Origin of the sequence: Achromobacter sp. (assembly GCF_049647645.1) — a bacterium.
Lineage (GTDB): Bacteria > Pseudomonadota > Gammaproteobacteria > Burkholderiales > Burkholderiaceae_B > Achromobacter.
On sequence record NZ_JBARYB010000054.1, the window covers coordinates 36303 to 55163 of the forward strand.

The window sequence follows — 18861 nt, forward strand, 5'->3', positions numbered from 1 at the left end:
CCATGATTTCCACTTCCGACGCCTACGCCAACGTGGTCGCTGAGACCAAGCACTGGCTGAACCAGGCCGTCATCGGCCTGAACCTCTGTCCCTTCGCCAAGGCGGTGCAGGTCAAGGACCAGATCCGCTTTGCCGTCAGCGACGCCACCGACGCCGAAGGCGTCCTCACTGACCTGCAGGACGAGCTGGCGCTGCTGGCCGAGACCGATCCGGAGCAGATCGACACCACGCTGCTGATCATCCCGGACGCGCTGGAAGACTTCCTGGATTTCAATGACTTCGAGGAGCTGTCGGACCGCCTGCTCAAGCGCATGCGCCTGGTGGGCGACCTGCAGGTGGCCACCTTCCATCCGCAGTTCCAATTCGCCGACACGCAGCCGGACGACATCGAGAACTACACCAACCGTTCGCCGTACCCGATCCTTCATCTGCTGCGCGAAGACAGCATCGACCGCGCGGTGGAATCCTTTCCCGATGCCGCCGAGATCTACGAGAAGAACATCGACACGATGAAGCGGCTGGGCCTGGAAGGGTGGAAGAAGCTGATGACCAAGGGCTAGCCGCCTGACGGTCTATCGGATCGCATACCAAATACCGCATTGCGGAATACGAGGCTCGCTCTCCTCAAGGAGCCCCGGGATATCCCTAGATAGCCCGCTCGCGGGATTGCATACAACATACTGACGCCGTGACAGCTCGCCGTAAGGTGGCTATCCGCGCGTCCATTTCCTTCGATTGCTATGCCCCGCGGCCTCTCCCGGGCGCGGGGGCGTTGTCCTTGCCTGGAGAGTTGTATGCGATTTACCCGCCGCCATGCCCTGGGCGCGCTTGCCGCGCTGCCCCTGATCTCGCGCCCCGCCTGGGCCCAGAACACCTTTCCGACCCGTCCCGTGCGCCTGCTGGTGGGCTTCGCCCCTGGCGGGCTGACCGACATCGCGGCACGCGCGCTGGCCGAGCGCATGGGCAAGACACTGAAGCAGAGCGTGGTGGTGGAAAACCGCCCCGGCGGCCAGGCGATCATCGCTACCGTGGCCGTGGCGCGCGCCGAACCCGATGGCTACACCTTGGGCTTCGCCGGCACCAACGGCATGATCCTGAACCCCTTGCTCTACAACAACCTGCCTTACCAGCCGTCGGACTTCAAGCAGCTGGGCTCCATGGGCAAGTCGCCGATGCTGCTGATCGTGCATCCCGACCTGGGCGTGAAGAACGTGCAGGAATTCATCGCGCTGGCCAAGAAGAAGCCCGGCGACATCACTTGCGCGCACGCCGGACGCGGGGTGATCAATCACCTGGCGCTGCTGCATTTCCAGTCCAAGACCGGCACCCAGTTCCAGGACGTCCCCTACAAGGGCAGCGGCCCCGCACTGCTGGACCTGATGGCGGGCACGGTGCAGAGCACCTTCGACTTCCCGACCTCGGCGCTGCCCAACATCAAGTCGGGCAAGCTGCAAGTGCTGGCGGTCACCTCCGACAAGCGCCTCTCCAGCCTGCCCGACGTGCCCACCATGAAGGAGGCGGGCGTGGACGGCTTCGAGCTCTATACCCGCATGATGATCTCGGGCCCGGCCGCCATGCCCGCTCCGGTGGTTGCCGCGCTGGAGAACGCCGTGCGCGAAGGCACGCGCGACCCCGGCCTGGTGCAGCAGTTCGCCGACCAGGGCGTGACGGTGGAGTTCACGTCCTCGGCCGACCTGGACAAGGTCATCGCCGACGAATCCGCCATGTGGGCACAGGTCATCAAGGCCAACGGCGTGCCCAAGACCGACCTGAAGAGCTAAGGAGCCGCCATGGCAGAACAGCCCAGTATCACCATCACTCCGGAACGCGCCCTGATCGACGTGGCGCGCGAGATCCGCATCGGCGGCTTCCCGGCCTATGCCTTCATCACCGTTACGGCCAGCATGACGATGTGTGGCGCGCCGTGGCGCTCGCAAGCCATGTTCGTGGCCGGCCACGACGGCAGCCTGGACCTGGCGCGCGATTGCCCCGTGTCCGGCAGCTATGCCGAACCCTCGGCCATGGGCATCGTCTGGTCCATGGCGTGCGAGGACATCGCCAGCGTGGTGTTCCCGCCCGACCGGACCGAGCCGCTGACCCTCCACATCGAAGCCAGCGACGGACGCCAGACCGCTACGGCGACCCTGGTGCAGGAATTTCAGGCCGAAGGGGTGACGCACCGCGCCGTGCGCGAAGAGGTTGGCGGCATGACGCTGTCGGGCGAACTCTATACGCCTGCCGGCCCCGGTCCGCACCCGCTGGTGATCTACATGAACGGCTCGTCCGGCGGCGTCAACGCGCCGCGCGCGGCGCTGTTCGCGTCGCGCGGCTACCAATGCCTGGCGCTGGCCATTTTCAACTACGAGGGCCGCCCCAAGTACTTGAACGACATGCCGCTGGAGTACTTCCAGCACGTGTTGCGCTGGGCCCGCGCCGAACTGGCGCCGCGCGACGGCTTCGTGGCCCTGTCCGGCATCAGCCGCGGCGGCGAGACCTCGCTGCTGGTGGCCTCGCATTATCCGGACCTGGTCAGCGCGGTGGTCGCCTACGTGCCGTCGCCGGTCATGCACGGCGTGGTCAGCGCCGGCGCGCCTGGCACCGGCCGCGACGCACAGGTCTGGACCAAGGCCGGCGAGCCGCTGCCGCACCTGTGGCAGGACAACGCCAGCGCCAACTGGGACGCCGCCTACGCGTCGCAGCCGCCGTACCGCCAGACGCACGCCTTCCTCAGCGCCACGCGCGACAGCGCCGCGTTCGAGCGAGCCCGCATTCCTGTCGAGAATTATCCCGGCCCGGTGCTGCTGGTCAGCGCGTCCGATGACGGCTTCTGGCCCAGCACCGCGTACTCGGAAATCGTCATGCGCCGGCGCCAGGCACATGGCCTGCCGACCTTCCACCACGTCTGCATGGGCGCCGGCCATCACGTGCACTATCCCTGCCTGCCGGCTACCCTGATCAGCAAGCCGCACGCGATGTCCGGCCTGCTGCTGGACGCGGGCGGAACGCCCAGCGCGAACGCGGCGGGCAATGAGGGGTCCTATCTGGCGGTGCTGGACTTCCTGGGACGGGTGGGCGGCGAGGTCCGGTAAGCGGCAGGCGCGCGGCGGCCTATCCGTTGCGCAGCTTCTGCTCCGACACGAACGCCGACCAGCGCTGCAGTTCGCCTCGTATCAGGCCCGCGAATTCGGCTGGCGTGTTGGCTTGGGCAGCTTCCATGCCCAGGCCGGCCAGCTTGTTGCGCACTTCCGCTTCGGCCAGGATGGCCTGCATGGCGCCGTTCCACTTGGCGATCAGGTCCGGCGGCGTGCCGGCAGGCGCGACGATGCCCTCCCATTCCTTCAGGTTGTATGCCGGCACGCCGGCCTCGGCCAGCGTGGGCACGCCGGGCAGGGCGTCGAGGCCGCCGTCGCGCGTGACGGCCAGTGCGCGCAGCTTGCCCGACTGCGCCAGCGGCACGGCGATGGAGGCGGTGGCGAACATGTTCTGCACGTAGCCGCCCATGAGCGCCTGTGCCGCTTCCGCAGGCCCCTTGAACGGCACGTGCAGCATGTCTATGCCCGCCGCCTGGCAGAAGGCCGCGCCCAGCAGATGGGCGGGCGATCCGTTGCCGCCGGAACCGTAGCTGAGCTTGCCGGGCTGGCGCTTCGCCTGTTCGACCAGACTGCGGACATCGGTGTACTCGCTGCCTGGCGGGACCATCAACACGTTGTATAGCCAGACCAGATTGGCGATCGGCGCAAAATCGCCGTTCGTGCGATAGGACACCTTGCCGAACAGCGCTGGCAGCACTGTGTGGCTAAGGAACATGATGCCGACCGTATAGCCATCCGGCGCGGCGCGCGCGACCGCGTCCAGGCCTATCATGCCGGTCGCGCCGGGGCGGTTTTCCACCACCACCGGCTGTCCCCAAAGGCGCTGCAGCCTCTCGGCCAGCACGCGCGCCAGCACGTCGGCCGGGCTTGCCGCGGGCAGCGGCACGATGATGCGTACAGGCTTGTCCGGATACGCGGCCCGGGCGGACCACGGCAGGGTACAGGCGAGGGCTCCGGCCAGGCCCTTCAGTAGCGTGCGGCGGCGCATGGTTCAGGCCGCTGACGAAACAGGCGGCATGAAGATCACGTCGTACTCCGGCGCCACCGCCACCACCTCCGCCGGACTCGACATGTTGTGGATGCGCCGGTAAAGCTCCAGCAGCTTGCCCGCGGGCGCGGCCCAGAACAGCGCGGTGGCGGCGACGCCCGAATTGTTGAAGAACGCATGCGGCACGCCGCGGGGCATGCGTACCAGGTCACCGGGACCGGCCGAGGTCTTCTTGCCGTCCAGCAGCAGGTCGATGCGGCCGTCCAGCACGAAGATGTATTCGTCCTGGTTGGGGTGCACGTGCGGCGGCACGAAGGACTCCTCCGGAAACGTGGCGTGCCAGGAAATGCTGTCCAGGCTGATCTGCTTGGGCACGTAGACCTGGCCCAGGATGTTCCAGGAGACGCCGTCCAGGCCGGCCTGGGCGCGGGTGATATCGGGGGTTTCGAGAATCATGCTGCACTCCTCAGGATTGCGAGAGCCGATCCAGCGTCGGCTTCACGAGCGGGTTGGATGATGCGAAACGGGGCTTGAACGTCTGCCGGGCGCGGGCCAGGTCGTCTTCGTCCCAATAGCCGATCAGGATGCCGCCCTCGGAAATGCGCGGTTGGACCTCGATGGACTCGATGGTGCCGTCGGCCACCGTGGCGCGCTGGCGCGGCTGGCGCGCCCAGCGGAACAGCAGGTCCTCCATGTGTTTGCGAACCGCCTCGTGCGCCGGCGACGCGCCCAGGTCGACGAATTCATTGGGGTCTTCCTGCAGGTCGTACAGCATCGGCCGGTAGCCTTCAGCCAGCACATACTTCCAACGGTCGTCGCGCACCATGCGCAGCCAAGCCTGGCGTGCCGGCGTGCCCAAAGCGATGCGCGAATCCTGGAAGGCGTAGTCGTACTCGCAGATGACGTGGTCGCGCCAATCCCGTGGCTTCTGGCCGAACAGCAGGGGCCGCAGCGAACGGCCGTCCATGATGTGCGGCACCGGCACGCCGCCGCAGGCCTCCAGGAAGGTCGGCGCCAGGTCTATCGCTTCGACCATGGCTCCGCAGCGCGTGCCGCGTGCCGCGTCGGCGCGCGGATCGGGGTCATAGACGATCAGCGGCATGCGGATGACGGGTTCATGGAACAGGTCCTTTTCCCCCATCCAGTGGTCGCCCAGATAGTCGCCGTGATCGGAGGTGAAAACGATCATGGTGTTGTCGAACAGGCCGCGCGCCTCCATGAAGCGGAACAGCACGCCAAGCTGGTCGTCGATCTGCTTGATCAGTCCCATGTAGCCCGGCATGACCGCCTCGCGCACGCCGGGTTCGGAGAAGGTCGCCGACACGCGATGCTGCATCATCGCCGCATAGACCGGATGCGGATCGGCGCGCTCGGCCTCGCTGCGCACCACCGGCAGCGCGTCATCCGCGCCATACATGCCGGCGTAGGGCGCCGGCGCCAGATAGGGCCAGTGCGGCTTGATGTAGGACAGGTGCAGGCACCACGGCTGTTCGCCGGCCTCGCTGATGAAGTCCATCGCCCGGCGCGTGATGTAAGGCGTTTCCGAGTGCTCGTCGGGCACCCGCGCCGGCAGGTTGGAGTACTTCAGGAACCAGCCCGAGCGCACCGTGCCGTCCGCATCCTCGGCGGAATTGGCCCAGCTTTCCCAAGGGTTGTCGCCGCCGTAGCCTTGTGCGCGCAGATAGTCGTTGTAGCGCGGGTCGGGGTCGTGGCCCGAGTACGGGTGGATGCCGTCGTCGCGCTCATAAGCGTCGAAGCCGCATTCGGTGATGCGCCGGCCGATGACGGAAGCCGGGTCTATGCCCAGCCGCGACATGCCTGCCGCGTCGGCCCGCATGTGCGTCTTGCCCACCAGCACGGAACGCACGCCCAGCGGCCGCAGATGGTCGCCTATGGTCATCTCGCCCGCCTTCAGCGGCACGAAGTTCCAACTGGCGCCGTGCGCATGCACATAGCGCCCGGTGTAGTAGCTCATGCGCGAGGGGCCGCACACGGGCGACTGCACATAGGCCCGGTCGAAGATCACGCCGCGCGCGGCCAGCGCGTCCAGATTCGGCGTCTTCAGCCTGGGGTGGCCAAAACAGGAAAGATGGTCGTAGCGCAGCTGGTCGCACATGATGAAGAGAATGTTCTTCACGCCTCGGGTCATGCTAGGCTCCTGTCTCCGATGGGGTATGCAGGAATTCTATCGACGGCCTGCGCGTCCATCCCTTGAATTGTTTTGATGTCGATTACTCCAGGTAATCGGCCGGAGAGGCGGCTTGCGACTCCAGCATCTGAACCTGTTGCTCACCCTGGCCAGGACCGGCAGCATGCGCGCCGCCGCGCAGGTCCTGAACGTGTCGCAGCCGGCGCTGACCAAGTCGCTGCGCCAACTGGAAGAAGAGGTCGGCGCGGAACTGGTGGTGCGCACGCCCAAGGGCGTGCGGCTGGCGCAGGCCGGCGAGATCCTTGCCGCGCGCGCCGCCGTCGTCATGCGCGAGATCGAAAAGGCCCACGAAGACCTGGCCTGGCATCTGCGCGGCGCCGAGGCCCAGGTGACGCTGGGCGTATCGCCGGCCGCCGCCATCCTGCTGGCGCCGGGCGCGGTGGCTCGCTACGGCGCGCGCTGGCCGCAGGTGCGGCTGCGGGTGCGCGACACCCTATATCCGCAGGCGCTGGAGCGCATCCGCTCCGGTGAACTGGACATGGCGCTCGGGCCGCTGCCCGAGGCCGGCGGAGGCGGTGACCTGGCGGTGCAGCCGCTGTTCGAAAGCCAGTCGGTCATCGTCGCGCGCGCCGCGCATCCGCTGGCCGGCGCGCGACGATTGAGCGAGCTGGCCGAAGCGGCCTGGGTGCTGACCGGGCCGGCGCAGGGGCCGGGCGATCCACGGGCGCTGTACGCCGACGAAGCGCAGGCGCGGGCGCTGCATCTGCAGCTCGAATGCGAGTCCTTCTCCACGCTGCTGGCGCTGATGCCGCAGCTGGACCTGGTCGGCATCATGCCGCAGGGGTTCCTGGAGCGCTACGGACCGGCGCTGGGACTGGTCCGGCTGGACATCGTCGACGCCTTGCCAAAGACGGTCATCTACGTGACCTACCGCGCCGATGCTCCGTTGACCGTGCCGGCGCGCCGCCTGCTGGACGCGTTGCTGGGCGAGGCCGCGCAGCTGGCCAGGCTCCCCTGAACCGTAGTGGATCGCTCCAAAAGGTTGAGGCGCGCCCGAGGTGTCATGCCAGCGGCGTAACGCTCCATATCCTTGACGGCAGCCCATGCGCGGTCTTATTTTTTTGGGTTCGTGCCGAGGCGCAATCCGGACCGCTTCGACGTTTCCAGAGGGCGCAACATGGTGATCGAAACGACAGTCCTGGTGGTTGGCGCCGGTCCGGCGGGCCTGCTCACCGCCGCCGAGCTGCAACGGCGCGGCGTGCAGTGCCTGCTGATCGACGCGCACGCGCGGCCGCTGGAGTGGGACCGCGCCACGGTGGTCCACCCCCGCTCGCTGGAAATCTTCGATTCGCTGGGCATCGTGGAACCACTGCTGGCCGCGGGCGTGAAGCAGCGCGGCGCACGTATCCATGCCGACGGCAAGGTGCTGGGCGAAATCGATCTGGACCTTTGCGGCAGCCGCTATCCCTACAACATCGGGATTTCGGAAGAGGTCACCGAGGCCATCCTCACCGACTATCTGGCCAGCCACGGCGGCAGCGTCCAGCGGGCCAGCAAGCTGGTGGACCTGCAGGAACGGCCGGACGGCGTACTGGCCAGAATCGAACAGTCTGACGGCGATATCGAAGTGCTGGCCCAGTGGGTGATAGGTTGCGACGGCCACCACAGCACGGTCCGCGCGCTGGCCGGCATCGAACAGGACGGCCACGACATCAGCCAGGCCTGGGCCGTGTTCGACGCCGCGATCAGCCGCTGGCCCGAGATTTTTGAAGCCAACTACGCCTACCTGGACCGGATTCCGGTCATCCTGACGGCGTTGCCCGGCCAGCGCTGGCGCGTGTATCTGCGGCCCAGCGCGGAAGATTCCGACCTGGTCGCCGATGCCTTGTCCACGCTGCGGCGGTATCTGCCCGAAGCTGACTTCGAAGACGTCGCCCATCCGGCGCGCTTCCTTTGCTACACGAAAGTTGCGCGGCGATTCCGGGCCGGCCGCATCCTGCTGGCCGGCGACGCCGCGCATACCTGCAGTCCGGCCCAGGGCCACGGCATGAATACCGGCTTGCATGACGCCGTCAACCTGGCCTGGAAGCTGGCGCTGGTCTGCGGCGGACAGTGCTCGGATGGGCTGCTCGACAGCTATCAGGCAGAGCGTCGTCCCGCCGCGCAGCGTGTGCTGGCATCGGGCGATGCCGCCGAGAACGCCCAACTGGCCACGGATACGGAGGTGCTGCGCGAGCGCAATGCCGCCATCCGCAAAGCCTTCGAGGAGGGCGCCTCGCAACATCACGAGGCGGTGGCCGAGGCGGAGCTGGACATCGATTACGGCGAATCGCCCATCGTCATGGGAGACCGGCACGACCCCGTTTCCCCGGGCCAGCGGCTGCCGGACCAGATCCCGATCCGCCTGGCGGCGGGAGGCGCGGGGATGTTGCACGAACGCGCCAACCGCAAGGGCCACACGGTTTTCATTCTAGGCGGCCCGCGGACGTCGGCGGATACGCTTGCTCAGGTCCGCTCGGCGATCGAGCCGCTATCCGACGGCGCGATCATTGAAGCGGTGGTCGCCTTGACCGCGAATGCGGGCATTGTTGACGAGGTGGATGGCTATATCGAGCCCTCGATGGCCGGCAGGCTGGGCGTGCGGCATATCCTGCTGCTGGTCGTCAGGGCGGACGGCCACGTGGGGCTGCGTGCGGAAGAACGCCACGTGGAGACCCTGGGGGCTTACGTGGAGCTGCTGCGCGCGCCCGCGCCGGGCATGGCCGCGGCTTCCTGATCGAGGGCCGCCGCCTGCGGCACGCCCGGCACGCCGCGCCGGATGTTGCGCGAGAACTCAGCCGCATCGACGGTGGCGCGGGCGCGCTGCGTGTAGTGGCCGGCCTGCCGGTATGCCTGTGGGCTGTCCGCGCCTTCCAGCGCATCCAGCCGGTACAGGTACTCGGGCAGATAGCCCGAAAACAGCACCCGGTAGTCCAGCGGCAGGCCCGGCACGATCTGGTCGGCCAAGCGGTACACGATAGTGGTGCAGTTGCCGGTCAGCGTGTTGTAGAAGCGCGGCTTCTGCGCCAGCCGGGTGGCGGTCTCCACATAGGACAGGAACAGCTTGCGGGCCGCGCCCTCCGGCATGTGCACGCGGTACAGATAACCTTCCTCGCCGCGGACGTTGGTGCGCACGCGCAGGCTGTCCTCCTCGGTCGAGGCCAGCACCGACAGTTCGTACTGGCGGAAGAAGCCGCCGATTTCGGAGAACACGTCATGCAGCTTGCGGCGGATCTCCACCGAGAACACCACGTGTTGGCCGTCGCTGAAGCCGAACGACACCATGGCGTGGGCGATGGCGGGCCGGCCCCAATAGGACAGCGCCAGGTCCACGGCGTCCAGGCGCGACAGGTCATATGAACGGGTCTCCCAACGGATGTCGTAGTCCGTGCGCGAGCGCCAGTCGAAGTTGCGCACGTTGCGCAGGGTAACGACGTCTGCGTCGATGGTCCCCTGCGTCTGGCGCGCTACCTCCGGCATCCACTCGCGGTCGTTGGAAGGGCGCACGCCCAGGCGCCACCACGCCAGCAGGGCCAGCAGCAGCGCGGCGAACAGCCAGGCGGGCAACGGCTGCCCCATCATCAGTCCGATCAGCGCCGCGACCGCAAGCGCCAGCCAGGCGGCTGGCAGCACTGCCCGGACGCGGCCGGCGAAGGGCGACTGGAACCATAGCGCCGCCGCGCCCCAGGCGGCGCCGGCCAGTATGGCCAGCCCGGACGCCATCTGCAGAATCATGGCGTCTTCATGCGCCAGGCGGGGCTGCGCCCATGGGTGCCCGTCATTGCGCCCCTTGCGAGGATTCGGCCTGCTCCGCATTGCGGGCCAGCGCCTTGCGGTCTTGCTTGCGCCAGCCGGCGCGCATGCGGGCGATCTGGCTCAGCGCGTGCTGCGACATCTTCCACCAGCCGAACGGACGCGGATCGGCCAGCATGCTGAGCGCGCGCGCATAGTCCAGTGTCAGGCCCGGGGTCCAGGCCATGGTCAGGGCGCGCATGCGGATCTGCGCCGCCACCCACAGTTCCGGCGTCAGCAGCAGGCGCAGCAGCACCCGCCATCCGGCCCCGCGGCCGTGCAAGCGGCCGACCACGCCGTCCAGCGCCGCTTCCAGGGCGTTGGCCACGGAGCTGGAGCAGTTGCGGTATGTCAGGTTGTAGGTCGTGGTCTTGCGGTATTCATCCCAGAACGCCTGCAGCTTGGCCGCGTCGTAATTGCGGATGCGCACCCGCATCGTGGACGGCGCCCAGGCCTTGGATTCGGTGGCGTAGTCAGGCTGGAACACGCCGGGGACGTTGTTTTCCGCGGTGGCGCGCAGCAGGGTGCCGAACTGTTCGGGGGAGTGGTCGATTTCTTGGGCCGGATACAGGCTGATGTACACGCCTTCGGGGGATTCCAGCGCGGCATGGCCGGTGGACACCACGCCGTTGACGTCGACGGCGGCGATGTAGCGGTTCACCACCGGGTAGTTGCGCGTTTCGTTCTTGGCGGAACCCGACGGCGTCCAGACGTGGACGGTCAGCGCGCGCTCGGATTCCAGCGGCGGACCGTCGAATACGGTTTGCGCCGGACCGTCGGCGCGCGTGGGCATGAAGTCCGGGTGCGGATTGATGTCCAATGCCGGGTTGGAGTCCAGGTTGCGGACCCGGCGGGCCAGCGACAGCAGCCGCAGGCCCGAGAATGCCAGGAACAGCCCCAGGCAGTACGGCACCGTGCCGACGTAGTGGCTGGGGTAGGGCTGGAAAAAGAAGATGGCCAGCAGTATTTCCGCCACGCCCGAGGCGAATACATAGCGCCAGCGCTCGTAACGCACCACATAAGCGGCCGTGCACTGGATCAACCCATCCACCAGGAACATCAGGCCGAACAGCATGGACAGCACGAAGTGCCCGTGGTGGTGGCCGATCAGCACCAGGATGCCGGCGATCAGCACGATGGCGCCCTTGGCATAGCGCAGCACCCGCTGGCCGCCCACTCCCGACTTGGCGATCATCAACGTGGCCAGGCCTTCGATGACGAACAGCGCCGCGAAGAAATCCAGCGGGAAGTTCAAGGCGTTGTCCAGCGCATCGATGAAAAGCCCGACGCCTATGGCCAGGAAGATGCCGCCGACGATGAACAACGTTCGGGCGCGCTTGCGCAGGTATTCCACGCCAAGCAGCAACAAGACAAGATTACCCATTTTTCCGAGCGCTCCTTTCGCGTGTCCGGGGGGGGCTGCTGAACACATTAACAAAATTCACCCGCCAGGAGGGGGTTCTGTGGGCGCGGCGGGTGTTTGGCCGCGCACCCGACCTGGGAAGGTTCAGAATCGGTATCGGACGTCCAGTGTGCCTGAGCTCTGGCGGTTGCCGTCGCCGAACTGCCCGCCGTAGCTGACCGCCACCGTGGTGCGCTTGCTGACCTCCATGCCCACGCCCAACTCGATCACGGCCGCATTGCGCGCGATCGGTGCGCCGGTGGCGGTGAACGCGTCGCTGCCCTGGACAAAGGACAGCGTACTGGCGGGATTGAGCCCGCCGAAGGCGTGGCGCCAGCCTAGCGTGCCATGCACGTGGCCGCGGGCGCCAGCGCTTTCAAAGGTGCTCAGCGCATGCAGACCCAGCGTGGTGGTCGTTACGGTATTGTGGCCGCTCTCGCCGCGCAGCGCCGCATCGCCGCCGGATTCCGAGAAGCCGCGCGTGCGCAGGTCGCTGTAGTTCGCGCCGACGAAGGGCTCGAGGGTGACCCGGTCGTTCAGCGGCACGGCGTAGCCCAGCTCGCCGAAGAATTGCCCAGTGCTGGCGCCGTAGCTGGCCTTGAGCGTCTGGTCCAGGCCGGCCCCGGCCGTATTGCGCTTGGTGTCCAGGTCGTGCCAGCTGTAGGCGGCGCCCAGACTCAGGTTGATCTTGCCGGCGCCCGCCTCGAAGGCCTTGCCGCCGTAGACCGTGAGGCTGTAGCTGTCGGCTTGCGTGTTGGAGGCGCGGTCGCTGGTCCGGCTGCGGCCGCTGTTGTAGCCCAGGGCGCCGCCCAGGCGCCAGCCGCCGCCGATGGCCTGGTCGCCGCCGATGATGATGCCGGTGTCTGATTGGGTCGTTTTGGCGGCGTTGCCGTCGCCGTCCTGCGTGGTCCAGGTGCCGTAGATCTGCGTCCACAGGGGTTGGGCCGCCGAGAGGGGCAGGGAGGCCGCGTCGGCCAGGCCCAACTGCGCCGTCGGCGCGCCCGCCATCCAGCCGGCGTTGAGATTGCCGCGCAGGCGCGTCAGCGGCGCCTGGATGAAGGCGTTGGCCGTGCTTTGCAGGCCTGACATTGCGCTGGCGTGGGACTCGCCGGACAAGGCGTTGAAGGCGGCGGGGGGCGCGCCGTTGGGCAGGTTCAGCACATGCAGGCGCAGCGCGCTGTCGCCAGGCAGGCTTTGCAGCGCCCGGGCGACGGCGCGCTGGTTGCCGGTGACCGCGGCGTCGGCGAACTCGATGGGGCGCGTGCCGCCGTCCACGGGAGGCGTGCCACCGTCCACGGGAGGCGTGCCGCCGTCCACGGGAGGCTTGCCGCCGTCCACGGGAGGCTTGCCGCCGTCCACGGGAGGCGTGCCGCCATCCACGGGAGGCGTGCCGCCGTTATCGGGAACCTGCTTCAGGCTCACCACCAGATTGACCTTGTTCGCGTCGTAGTTCAGCGACGGGGCGAGGAATGCGAAGTTGCTGGAGACGGCATCAAAACGGCCTTGCACGCCATGGTCCGCGGTCAGGATGGCGTACGTGGTCGAAGGCGCGTAATTGCCGTTCTCGGCAAGCTGCACGACGGAGCCAGCCAGTCTGGCGGTGCCGGCCACATGCACGCTGCTGTGCAGGCCGTCGGCGGTGGTGGCGACGCGGTAGATGGCGCCTGGCTTGAAATTCAGGTCGCCCAGCAGATTCAGCCGGCCATGGGGAGAGGCGGCATTGCCTGGCGCCAGCGTGGCGCCGGCGCCGATGGTCACCTCATTCAGCGTGCCGCTGCCGGCCAGCGTCGTGCCGGCGCCGGCGTGGAGCTGGCCGCCCAGCTTGCCGTCCACCTGCAGCGTGCCGGCAGACAGTTGCGCGGCGCCAGCGTAGGCGCTGCTGTCGCCCGTCAGGACCAGCGAACCCGCGCCTGCCTTGGTCATCGCGCCGCTGCCGGAAAGCGCGCCGGCATAGCGGATATCGTCCGCGCGGTTGAAGACCAGGCTGCCGTTGTTGACGATGTTGCCCGCCATGGCGCCCGACGTTCCGCCATCGCCCACTTGCAGCGTGCCGGACTCGATGGTCGTGGCGCCCGTGAGCGTGTTCTGGCCAGTCAGCACCAGCGTGCCCGTGCCGGCGTGGCGCAGCTCGCCCGCGCCGCTCAGATCGCCGGCAAAAACCACGCGGTCGCTGCGCTTGAAGGCGAGGGTGGCGCCGGCCTCGACGGACCCGTTGCCGGCGATGCTGCCCGAGACGGCGCCATCGCCGATCTGCAGCGTGCCCGCCTGGACCGTCGTGCCGCCCAGATAGGAGTTGTTTCCGGTGAGAACAAGCGTGCCGGCGCCGAGCTTGGCCAGCTTGCCGTTGCCAGACAACGCTGGCGCGACGGTGTAGGTGTTGGCGGCGTCGGCGATGTCGAAGCCGCCGCCTGCCGCGCCCAGGTTGATATTGCGGGCGGTACCTTGGAAGCCCGTGCCGGTGACACGCAGCGTGCCGCCCTGGAAGTCCAGTCCGGCCGTCGCCGCGCCGAGGTTGGCGTCGCTGGACACCGACAGGGTGCCCCTGCTGATGCGGGTGGTCTGGGTATGGGTATTGGCGCCGTTCAGCACCAGCGTGCCCAGCCCGGTCTTGTCGATGCCGGCGCCCGTGAGGACGTTGTCGAGGGTGGCGGTCCAGGCCCGGGACGCCTGGCTGCCATCGCCCACGCGCAATTCGCCCGCCGCGCCTGGCGTGCTTCCGGTCAATGCCAGGGAGTCGCCGTTCAGACGGTAGCCGTCGCTGGCGAACTGGATGCCTTTGGCCTCGACCGGTCCGGTTGCCGTGTCCACGGTCACCGTGCCTGCGGCGCCGCCGAAGATGGCGAATGCATCAGCGGGCTGGCGAGCTGACGTGATCGTGCCGGTGGCATCGGTCCAATTGGCAGCGGTGCGCGACCAGACTCCGGAGCCGCCGCCCAGCTGGGTGGCGCCAGCCTGCCGGTTGGCGTTCCAGAAGTTGAGCTCGAGGTTGGCGCTATTGATCAGATTGATCTGCTTGGCGGCGGCCAGGTGCTGGATCGCCTGGCCCATGGCGGGCAGAATGCCGCCATTCCCCTGGGTCAGATTCCCGGTGTAGTCGAACAGCCGGTACAGGCCGACGCCGAATCCGCCGCCATCGCTGGCCTCGAGTTGCGCGCCGTTCAGCGTCAGGTCGCCGTTGACCGTCACGCTATGGCCCGCGCCAGGAGCGGAACCCGTGCCTGGCGCGCCGAAACTGAACGCAGCCACGCTTCCCTGTTGCATCACGAGGTTGCCGTTGACGGTGAATGTGCCGCCGGGATTGCCGGGAGCCAGGCGGCCATTCGCCGCGATGGACACATTGCCGTTGACGCTGCCGAAGCCGCCCACCGAGGCGCCGCCTGCCACGTTGACATTGCTGGCGAGACTGGCCGTCGACTTCGAGGCGTCCCCGCCGATACGCAGCGCCCCGTTCTGTACCAGTGTGGGGCCGCGGTAGGTATTGACGCCGTTCAGCGTCAGCGTGCCGGTTCCGGTCTTGTTGATTCCGCCCGTGCCGCCAGCCACACCCGTAAAGGTACCGCCACCGACCGTCAGCGTATTGGCGCCGAGCTCAATCCTGCCGCCGCTGCCGTTAACGGTCCCGATACCCAGGGAGCCGCCCGCGGAAAGATCGAACGTGCCGCCGGTATAGATCCAGATGGCCGAGTTCGTCGGCAGGGCGCCCGCCCCGACGGCCAGCGTGCCGCCGTTGATGATGACTTCGCCCGTGAAAGTGTTGGCGCCGGTCAGCGTCTGCGTCCCGGTGCCCAACTTGATGAGTGCGCCCGAGCCCGATATGACGCCGCCGAATATATTGTTGGTGCTGCCGTTCAGGGACAGCGCATTCGTGCCCAGCATGACGCTGCCGCCGAGTCCGCTCAACGCGGCGATGGTCTGACCGGAGGCCGCCCTCAGGTCCAGCGTTGCGCCGGATTGCAGCGATACCTGGCTGGCAGGCAGGCGGCCGGACATGGCCAGCGCGAGCGTGCCGGCGGAAATGGCGGTGGCGCCGGCATAGGTGTGGGCGCCGGTCAGCGTCAAGCTGCCTGCGCCTTCCTTGGTGAGGGAGCCGCCGCCAGAAAGGTTGCCCGCATAGGTGCCGCTGGTGGCCTGGGTGAATACCAGCGCGCCATCGACGGCGATATCGCCTTGCAGGCTCTGGGCATTGCCTCGCAGCTCCACCCCCTGGCCCACGGTGGTGCCGCCGGCGTAGCTGTTGTTCCCGCTCAGGGTGACGGGGGCGGTACCGTTCAGCGTCAGGTGTCCCCCGCCGGACAGTCCGCCTGCAAGCGTGATCGCGTTGGCGCCCTGCATCGTCAGGCCTTGGGCGCCGAGCACAAAGTCGTTGCCCAGGGCCATGCCGATGCCGGCGGCCAGGGAGCCTCCGTTTGCGTTTACCAGGCCCGAGCCCAGCACGTTGCTGTTGGCGAGGGTGACCAGGCCGCCGTTCAGCTCGACGTTTCCTCCATGGGCCAGCGCCGTCCCCGTCAACTTCCAGGTGCCGCTGTTGACGCGCAGGTTCTGGAAGTTGATGTATGTGTCGCCGGAAATCGTGGTGCTCGGTCCGCCCGTGCCGGTGCCCGTGCCGTACGACGGCAGGACATTCTGCAGCACCAGCGTATTGCCGGCGCCCAGGCCGCCGTTGACCGTGCCAGGCGGCGCGAATTTCAGGCTGGGCATGCCGAGGACGGTCAGATCCGCCGTGGCGTAGCCTTGGCCCCGTCTCACCGAGGATCCGGACACCGCGGTAAAGGTATTGTTGCCGCCCTGGCCCAACCATACGCTGCCGTCGATGGTCCCGGCATTGACGAAGCTGTGGCCTGTGCCGGGCGTACCCGAGGCCTCGAAAGCCATGCGGCCGGTGATCGTGCCCGTGCTTTCATTGACGAAGTGCACGTTGCCGCCGCCGTAAACGGCGACCACGGGGATATCCTCGGCCTGGATCGATATGCCCGGGATCGTTTGGCTGCGGATCGTGCCCGCATTGCTCAGATGGCTGTTTCCTCCGGTTCCATTCTGCACGGCTATCGCCATGGCGCTGAGATTTGGCAGGACGTTGTCAGCCCCCGTGGTTCCGCCTATCGATCCCCTATTGGTGAGCCTGAAGGTGTGGGCGGTAGCATTGCCCGCCGCAACCCCGCCCGACAGGGTCAGGGGCCTGCCGAGCAGATTGGCGTCGATCCTGCCGTCGTTGATCAGGGTCGCGTTGCTGCCGGTCAGGCTTAGCGCCGCGCCTCCGCCTGCGGACAGGACGCCGAGCGTCGCGGAGCTGTCCAGAATGACCTGGAGGTTGTTCATGGAGCTGGCATAGCCGGGTTGCGCTGGATCGGCAGTCCCCAAGCACGTCACAACCGTACCCGCCGGTGTGCACGCGGCCAGAAGGGCGGTGCTCAGCGACGACAGGGCAATCCCAAGCGCCATGCACAGCACAGGGCGGAACGCGCGTGCCACTACGGCTCTGCCGGTCTGAGAACCGCCGCCGCGCGACTGCGACGCCAACTCCGATGCCACCTGCCAAACGCGCAATTTACGGTTCCACACCAGCCGGTAAACGTGGTTCAAGCCTTGCTCCTGTACGGGACGGACGCGGGCGCTTCTGCTGCGAATCCGCCGCGCCATCGCAAATGCATCAAAACGAAAGCCGTCCCCCAAATCGTTACGGCGAAGAGATGGGCCGAAGTTTAGGCGTCCAGCCTGCGGGCTGGTATCCCTGAATCTTGGTATTTGGGGGGTGAAAGCGCTGGGTCCGAAACTGGACGAGCTGCTGTGAAGGCGCGGGTTCGCGCTGCGACCGCCTCGAACGCGGCGGGGAAATCCGGCGTCTGCCAGACCGTCCCCGCCGCGCGTTCCCGTCAAGGCGTCGCCGGCCTGATGTTCTGGTTGTGCCGGAACAGATTGTGCGGGTCGTAGCGGGTCTTGGCCTGTACCAGCCGGTCGAAGTTCGGCCCGTAGGCGGCGCCCAGCCGCTCCGGCTCGTCTTGGGTCAGGAAGTTCACATACACCCCGCCTTGCGCATAGGGTTCCGTGGTCCGGAACAGCGTCCGGGCCCAGGCGATGCAACGCTCATCCTCTTCCGGAAAGTCCCAGCGTCCGTGCACGTTCATGGCGAATTGCGCCGAGCGGTGGGGATAGGCCGTGGCGGACACCGGCACCTGCGCGGCCACGCCGCCGATATAGCCCAGGAAGATCTCGCATTGCGGCGACGGCAGGTTTTCAACCGCCCCGACGATGGCGTCGATCAGCCCGTCCTGCAGGCCGCCCAGGTTGTGCGACTTCCAGTAGTTGCGCGCCCCGGGGGTCAGCAAGGGATCGAAGGCCTTTTGCCATGCTGCGTATGGCATGGGGCCGAGATGCTCGCCATAGGGCTTGCCAAACCCGCGCACCACCTCGACGGCGTCGGGGCCTTGCGCCGGATCGCCCGAATAGCACACGGCGAACGCGATCATGGGCTTGCCATGCACCGCCTGCGGCAGGAAAGGCAGCGGGGGTGCCAGCCTGAGCACGGCCCAGACGGTGAGTTCCTGGGGCATGGCCGCCAGTGCATCCCGGTACTTCAGCAGCGCCTCCTTGCCCTGTTCCAGCGGCAGCACCACCAGGCCGCCGTAGACCTGCGGGCCGACGGGATGCAGTTGGAACTCGAACATCGTGACCACGCCAAAGTTGCCGCCACCGCCGCGGATCGCCCAGAACAAGTCCGCGTTGTCCTGCTCGCTGGCGTGCAGCAGCTTGCCGTCGGCGGTGACGACATCGGCCGAGACCAGGTTGTCGACGGTCATGCCGAACCTGCGGGTCAGCCAGCCGAAGCCGCCGCCCAGGGTCAGCCCCGCCACGCCGGTGGTGGAGTTGACGCCCAGCGGCGTCGCCAGGCCGTAAGCCTGGGCTTCGTGGTCGAAATCGGCGAGGGTGGCGCCCGGTTCGACATAGGCCCGGGCGCGCAGGGGATCGACGCGCACCGATTTCATCGGCGAAAGATCGATCATCATCCCGCCGTCGCAGACTGCGGTGCCCGCGATGTTGTGGCTGCCCCCTCGCACGGACAGGACCAGGCCGTTGTCGCGCGCGAAATCCACGGCGCGGCGCACGTCGGCCGCGCCCGCGCAGCGGAAGATCACCGCCGGCCGGCGGTCTATCATCGCATTCCAGATTTTTCGGGCGTCTTCGTAGCCGGGGTCCGCCGGGCTCAGGACCTGGCCTCGGGCAGAGGCTCTCAGATCATCCAGGGCGCTATCGGAAAGTTTGCTCATCACACACCTCCTTGAAGGTGCAGCTTCGTGAACAACCTCTGAAACTGGGGCCTGCAGGGCAGGCCCTGGCCGCCTATGGGTTCGGGCGCGGCATGGGATACGCCTCCTGCGTGAGGGGCCATGACCCGGGAAGGGCG

The 18861-nt window shown here is 67.7% G+C and carries 12 protein-coding genes and 1 pseudogene; 5 read left to right on the forward strand and 8 right to left on the reverse strand.

Annotated elements, in window-relative coordinates; all coding sequences use genetic code 11:
* The first annotated feature begins 2 nt into the window (after positions 1-2).
* The 3 genes from WBB14_RS05915 (at position 3) to WBB14_RS05925 (ending at position 3089) form a co-directional block, all read left to right on the forward strand.
* Positions 3-560, forward strand: a complete 558-nt coding sequence (locus WBB14_RS05915; RefSeq protein ID WP_424239000.1) for a DUF1415 domain-containing protein — start codon at positions 3-5, stop codon at positions 558-560.
* A 234-nt stretch (positions 561-794) separates the two neighbouring features.
* The gene (locus WBB14_RS05920; RefSeq protein ID WP_013394472.1) at positions 795-1781 is read left to right on the forward strand and encodes a Bug family tripartite tricarboxylate transporter substrate binding protein; all 987 of its coding nucleotides are present in this window, start codon (positions 795-797) and stop codon (positions 1779-1781) included.
* A gap of 9 nt (positions 1782-1790) precedes the next feature.
* Positions 1791-3089 carry an acyl-CoA thioester hydrolase/BAAT C-terminal domain-containing protein gene (locus WBB14_RS05925; protein ID WP_424239001.1) on the forward strand — a complete coding sequence of 433 codons (1299 nt, stop codon included), beginning with the start codon at positions 1791-1793 and terminating at the stop codon, positions 3087-3089.
* 19 nt (positions 3090-3108) lie between these two features.
* On the opposite strand, the gene WBB14_RS05930 is transcribed toward WBB14_RS05925, so the two are convergent.
* Genes WBB14_RS05930 through WBB14_RS05940 form a run of 3 tightly spaced genes read right to left on the reverse strand, consistent with a single transcriptional unit; the run spans position 3109 to position 6229 of the window.
* A complete protein-coding gene (locus WBB14_RS05930; RefSeq protein ID WP_424239002.1) occupies positions 3109-4080 on the reverse strand; it encodes a Bug family tripartite tricarboxylate transporter substrate binding protein in 972 nt (323 codons plus the stop codon).
* A gap of 3 nt (positions 4081-4083) precedes the next feature.
* Positions 4084-4536 (reverse strand): cupin domain-containing protein, encoded by a 453-nt coding sequence (locus tag WBB14_RS05935; protein WP_207464248.1) that lies wholly within the window; start codon positions 4534-4536, stop codon positions 4084-4086.
* A 10-nt stretch (positions 4537-4546) separates the two neighbouring features.
* Complete coding sequence (locus WBB14_RS05940; RefSeq protein ID WP_424239003.1) at positions 4547-6229, reverse strand: alkaline phosphatase family protein; 1683 nt, start codon at positions 6227-6229, stop codon at positions 4547-4549.
* Between the two features lie 112 nt (positions 6230-6341).
* Here WBB14_RS05940 and WBB14_RS05945 point away from each other — a divergent pair, with 112 nt between their 5' ends.
* Positions 6342-7247 (forward strand): LysR family transcriptional regulator, encoded by a 906-nt coding sequence (locus WBB14_RS05945; protein ID WP_424239004.1) that lies wholly within the window; start codon positions 6342-6344, stop codon positions 7245-7247.
* A gap of 159 nt (positions 7248-7406) precedes the next feature.
* Positions 7407-9005: an FAD-dependent monooxygenase gene (locus WBB14_RS05950; protein WP_424239005.1), complete on the forward strand. Its 1599-nt coding sequence runs from the start codon at positions 7407-7409 to the stop codon at positions 9003-9005.
* Here the strand turns inward: WBB14_RS05950 and WBB14_RS05955 are convergent.
* From WBB14_RS05955 to WBB14_RS05975, 5 genes and pseudogenes are all read right to left on the reverse strand, one after another.
* Positions 8954-10003, reverse strand: a complete 1050-nt coding sequence (locus tag WBB14_RS05955; RefSeq protein WP_424239006.1) for a DUF4105 domain-containing protein — start codon at positions 10001-10003, stop codon at positions 8954-8956. The genes WBB14_RS05950 and WBB14_RS05955 overlap by 52 nt on opposite strands.
* 43 nt (positions 10004-10046) lie before the next feature.
* A complete protein-coding gene (locus WBB14_RS05960; RefSeq protein WP_424239007.1) occupies positions 10047-11444 on the reverse strand; it encodes an HdeD family acid-resistance protein in 1398 nt (465 codons plus the stop codon).
* Positions 11445-11567: 123 nt separating this feature from the next.
* Positions 11568-16778: an autotransporter domain-containing protein gene (locus WBB14_RS05965; RefSeq protein WP_424239086.1), complete on the reverse strand. Its 5211-nt coding sequence runs from the start codon at positions 16776-16778 to the stop codon at positions 11568-11570.
* Positions 16779-16916: 138 nt separating this feature from the next.
* A pseudogene (locus WBB14_RS05970) lies at positions 16917-17099 on the reverse strand (ESPR domain-containing protein); the annotation flags it as partial.
* 233 nt (positions 17100-17332) lie between these two features.
* Positions 17333-18724: an FAD-binding oxidoreductase gene (locus WBB14_RS05975; protein WP_424239008.1), complete on the reverse strand. Its 1392-nt coding sequence runs from the start codon at positions 18722-18724 to the stop codon at positions 17333-17335.
* Positions 18725-18861: the final 137 nt, after the last annotated feature.

Excerpts from the sequence above, each read along its gene's own strand:
- WBB14_RS05915 (WP_424239000.1), top strand. The coding sequence starts at position 3 with ATGATTTCCACTTCCGACGCCTACGCCAACGTGGTCGCTGAGACCAAG.
- WBB14_RS05920 (WP_013394472.1), top strand. The coding sequence starts at position 795 with ATGCGATTTACCCGCCGCCATGCCCTGGGCGCGCTTGCCGCGCTGCCC.
- WBB14_RS05925 (WP_424239001.1), top strand. The coding sequence starts at position 1,791 with ATGGCAGAACAGCCCAGTATCACCATCACTCCGGAACGCGCCCTGATC.
- WBB14_RS05930 (WP_424239002.1), bottom strand. The coding sequence starts at position 4,080 with ATGCGCCGCCGCACGCTACTGAAGGGCCTGGCCGGAGCCCTCGCCTGT.
- WBB14_RS05935 (WP_207464248.1), bottom strand. The coding sequence starts at position 4,536 with ATGATTCTCGAAACCCCCGATATCACCCGCGCCCAGGCCGGCCTGGAC.
- WBB14_RS05940 (WP_424239003.1), bottom strand. The coding sequence starts at position 6,229 with ATGACCCGAGGCGTGAAGAACATTCTCTTCATCATGTGCGACCAGCTG.
- WBB14_RS05950 (WP_424239005.1), top strand. The coding sequence starts at position 7,407 with ATGGTGATCGAAACGACAGTCCTGGTGGTTGGCGCCGGTCCGGCGGGC.
- WBB14_RS05955 (WP_424239006.1), bottom strand. The coding sequence starts at position 10,003 with ATGATTCTGCAGATGGCGTCCGGGCTGGCCATACTGGCCGGCGCCGCC.
- WBB14_RS05960 (WP_424239007.1), bottom strand. The coding sequence starts at position 11,444 with ATGGGTAATCTTGTCTTGTTGCTGCTTGGCGTGGAATACCTGCGCAAG.
- WBB14_RS05965 (WP_424239086.1), bottom strand. The coding sequence starts at position 16,778 with ATGAACAACCTCCAGGTCATTCTGGACAGCTCCGCGACGCTCGGCGTC.
- WBB14_RS05975 (WP_424239008.1), bottom strand. The coding sequence starts at position 18,724 with ATGAGCAAACTTTCCGATAGCGCCCTGGATGATCTGAGAGCCTCTGCC.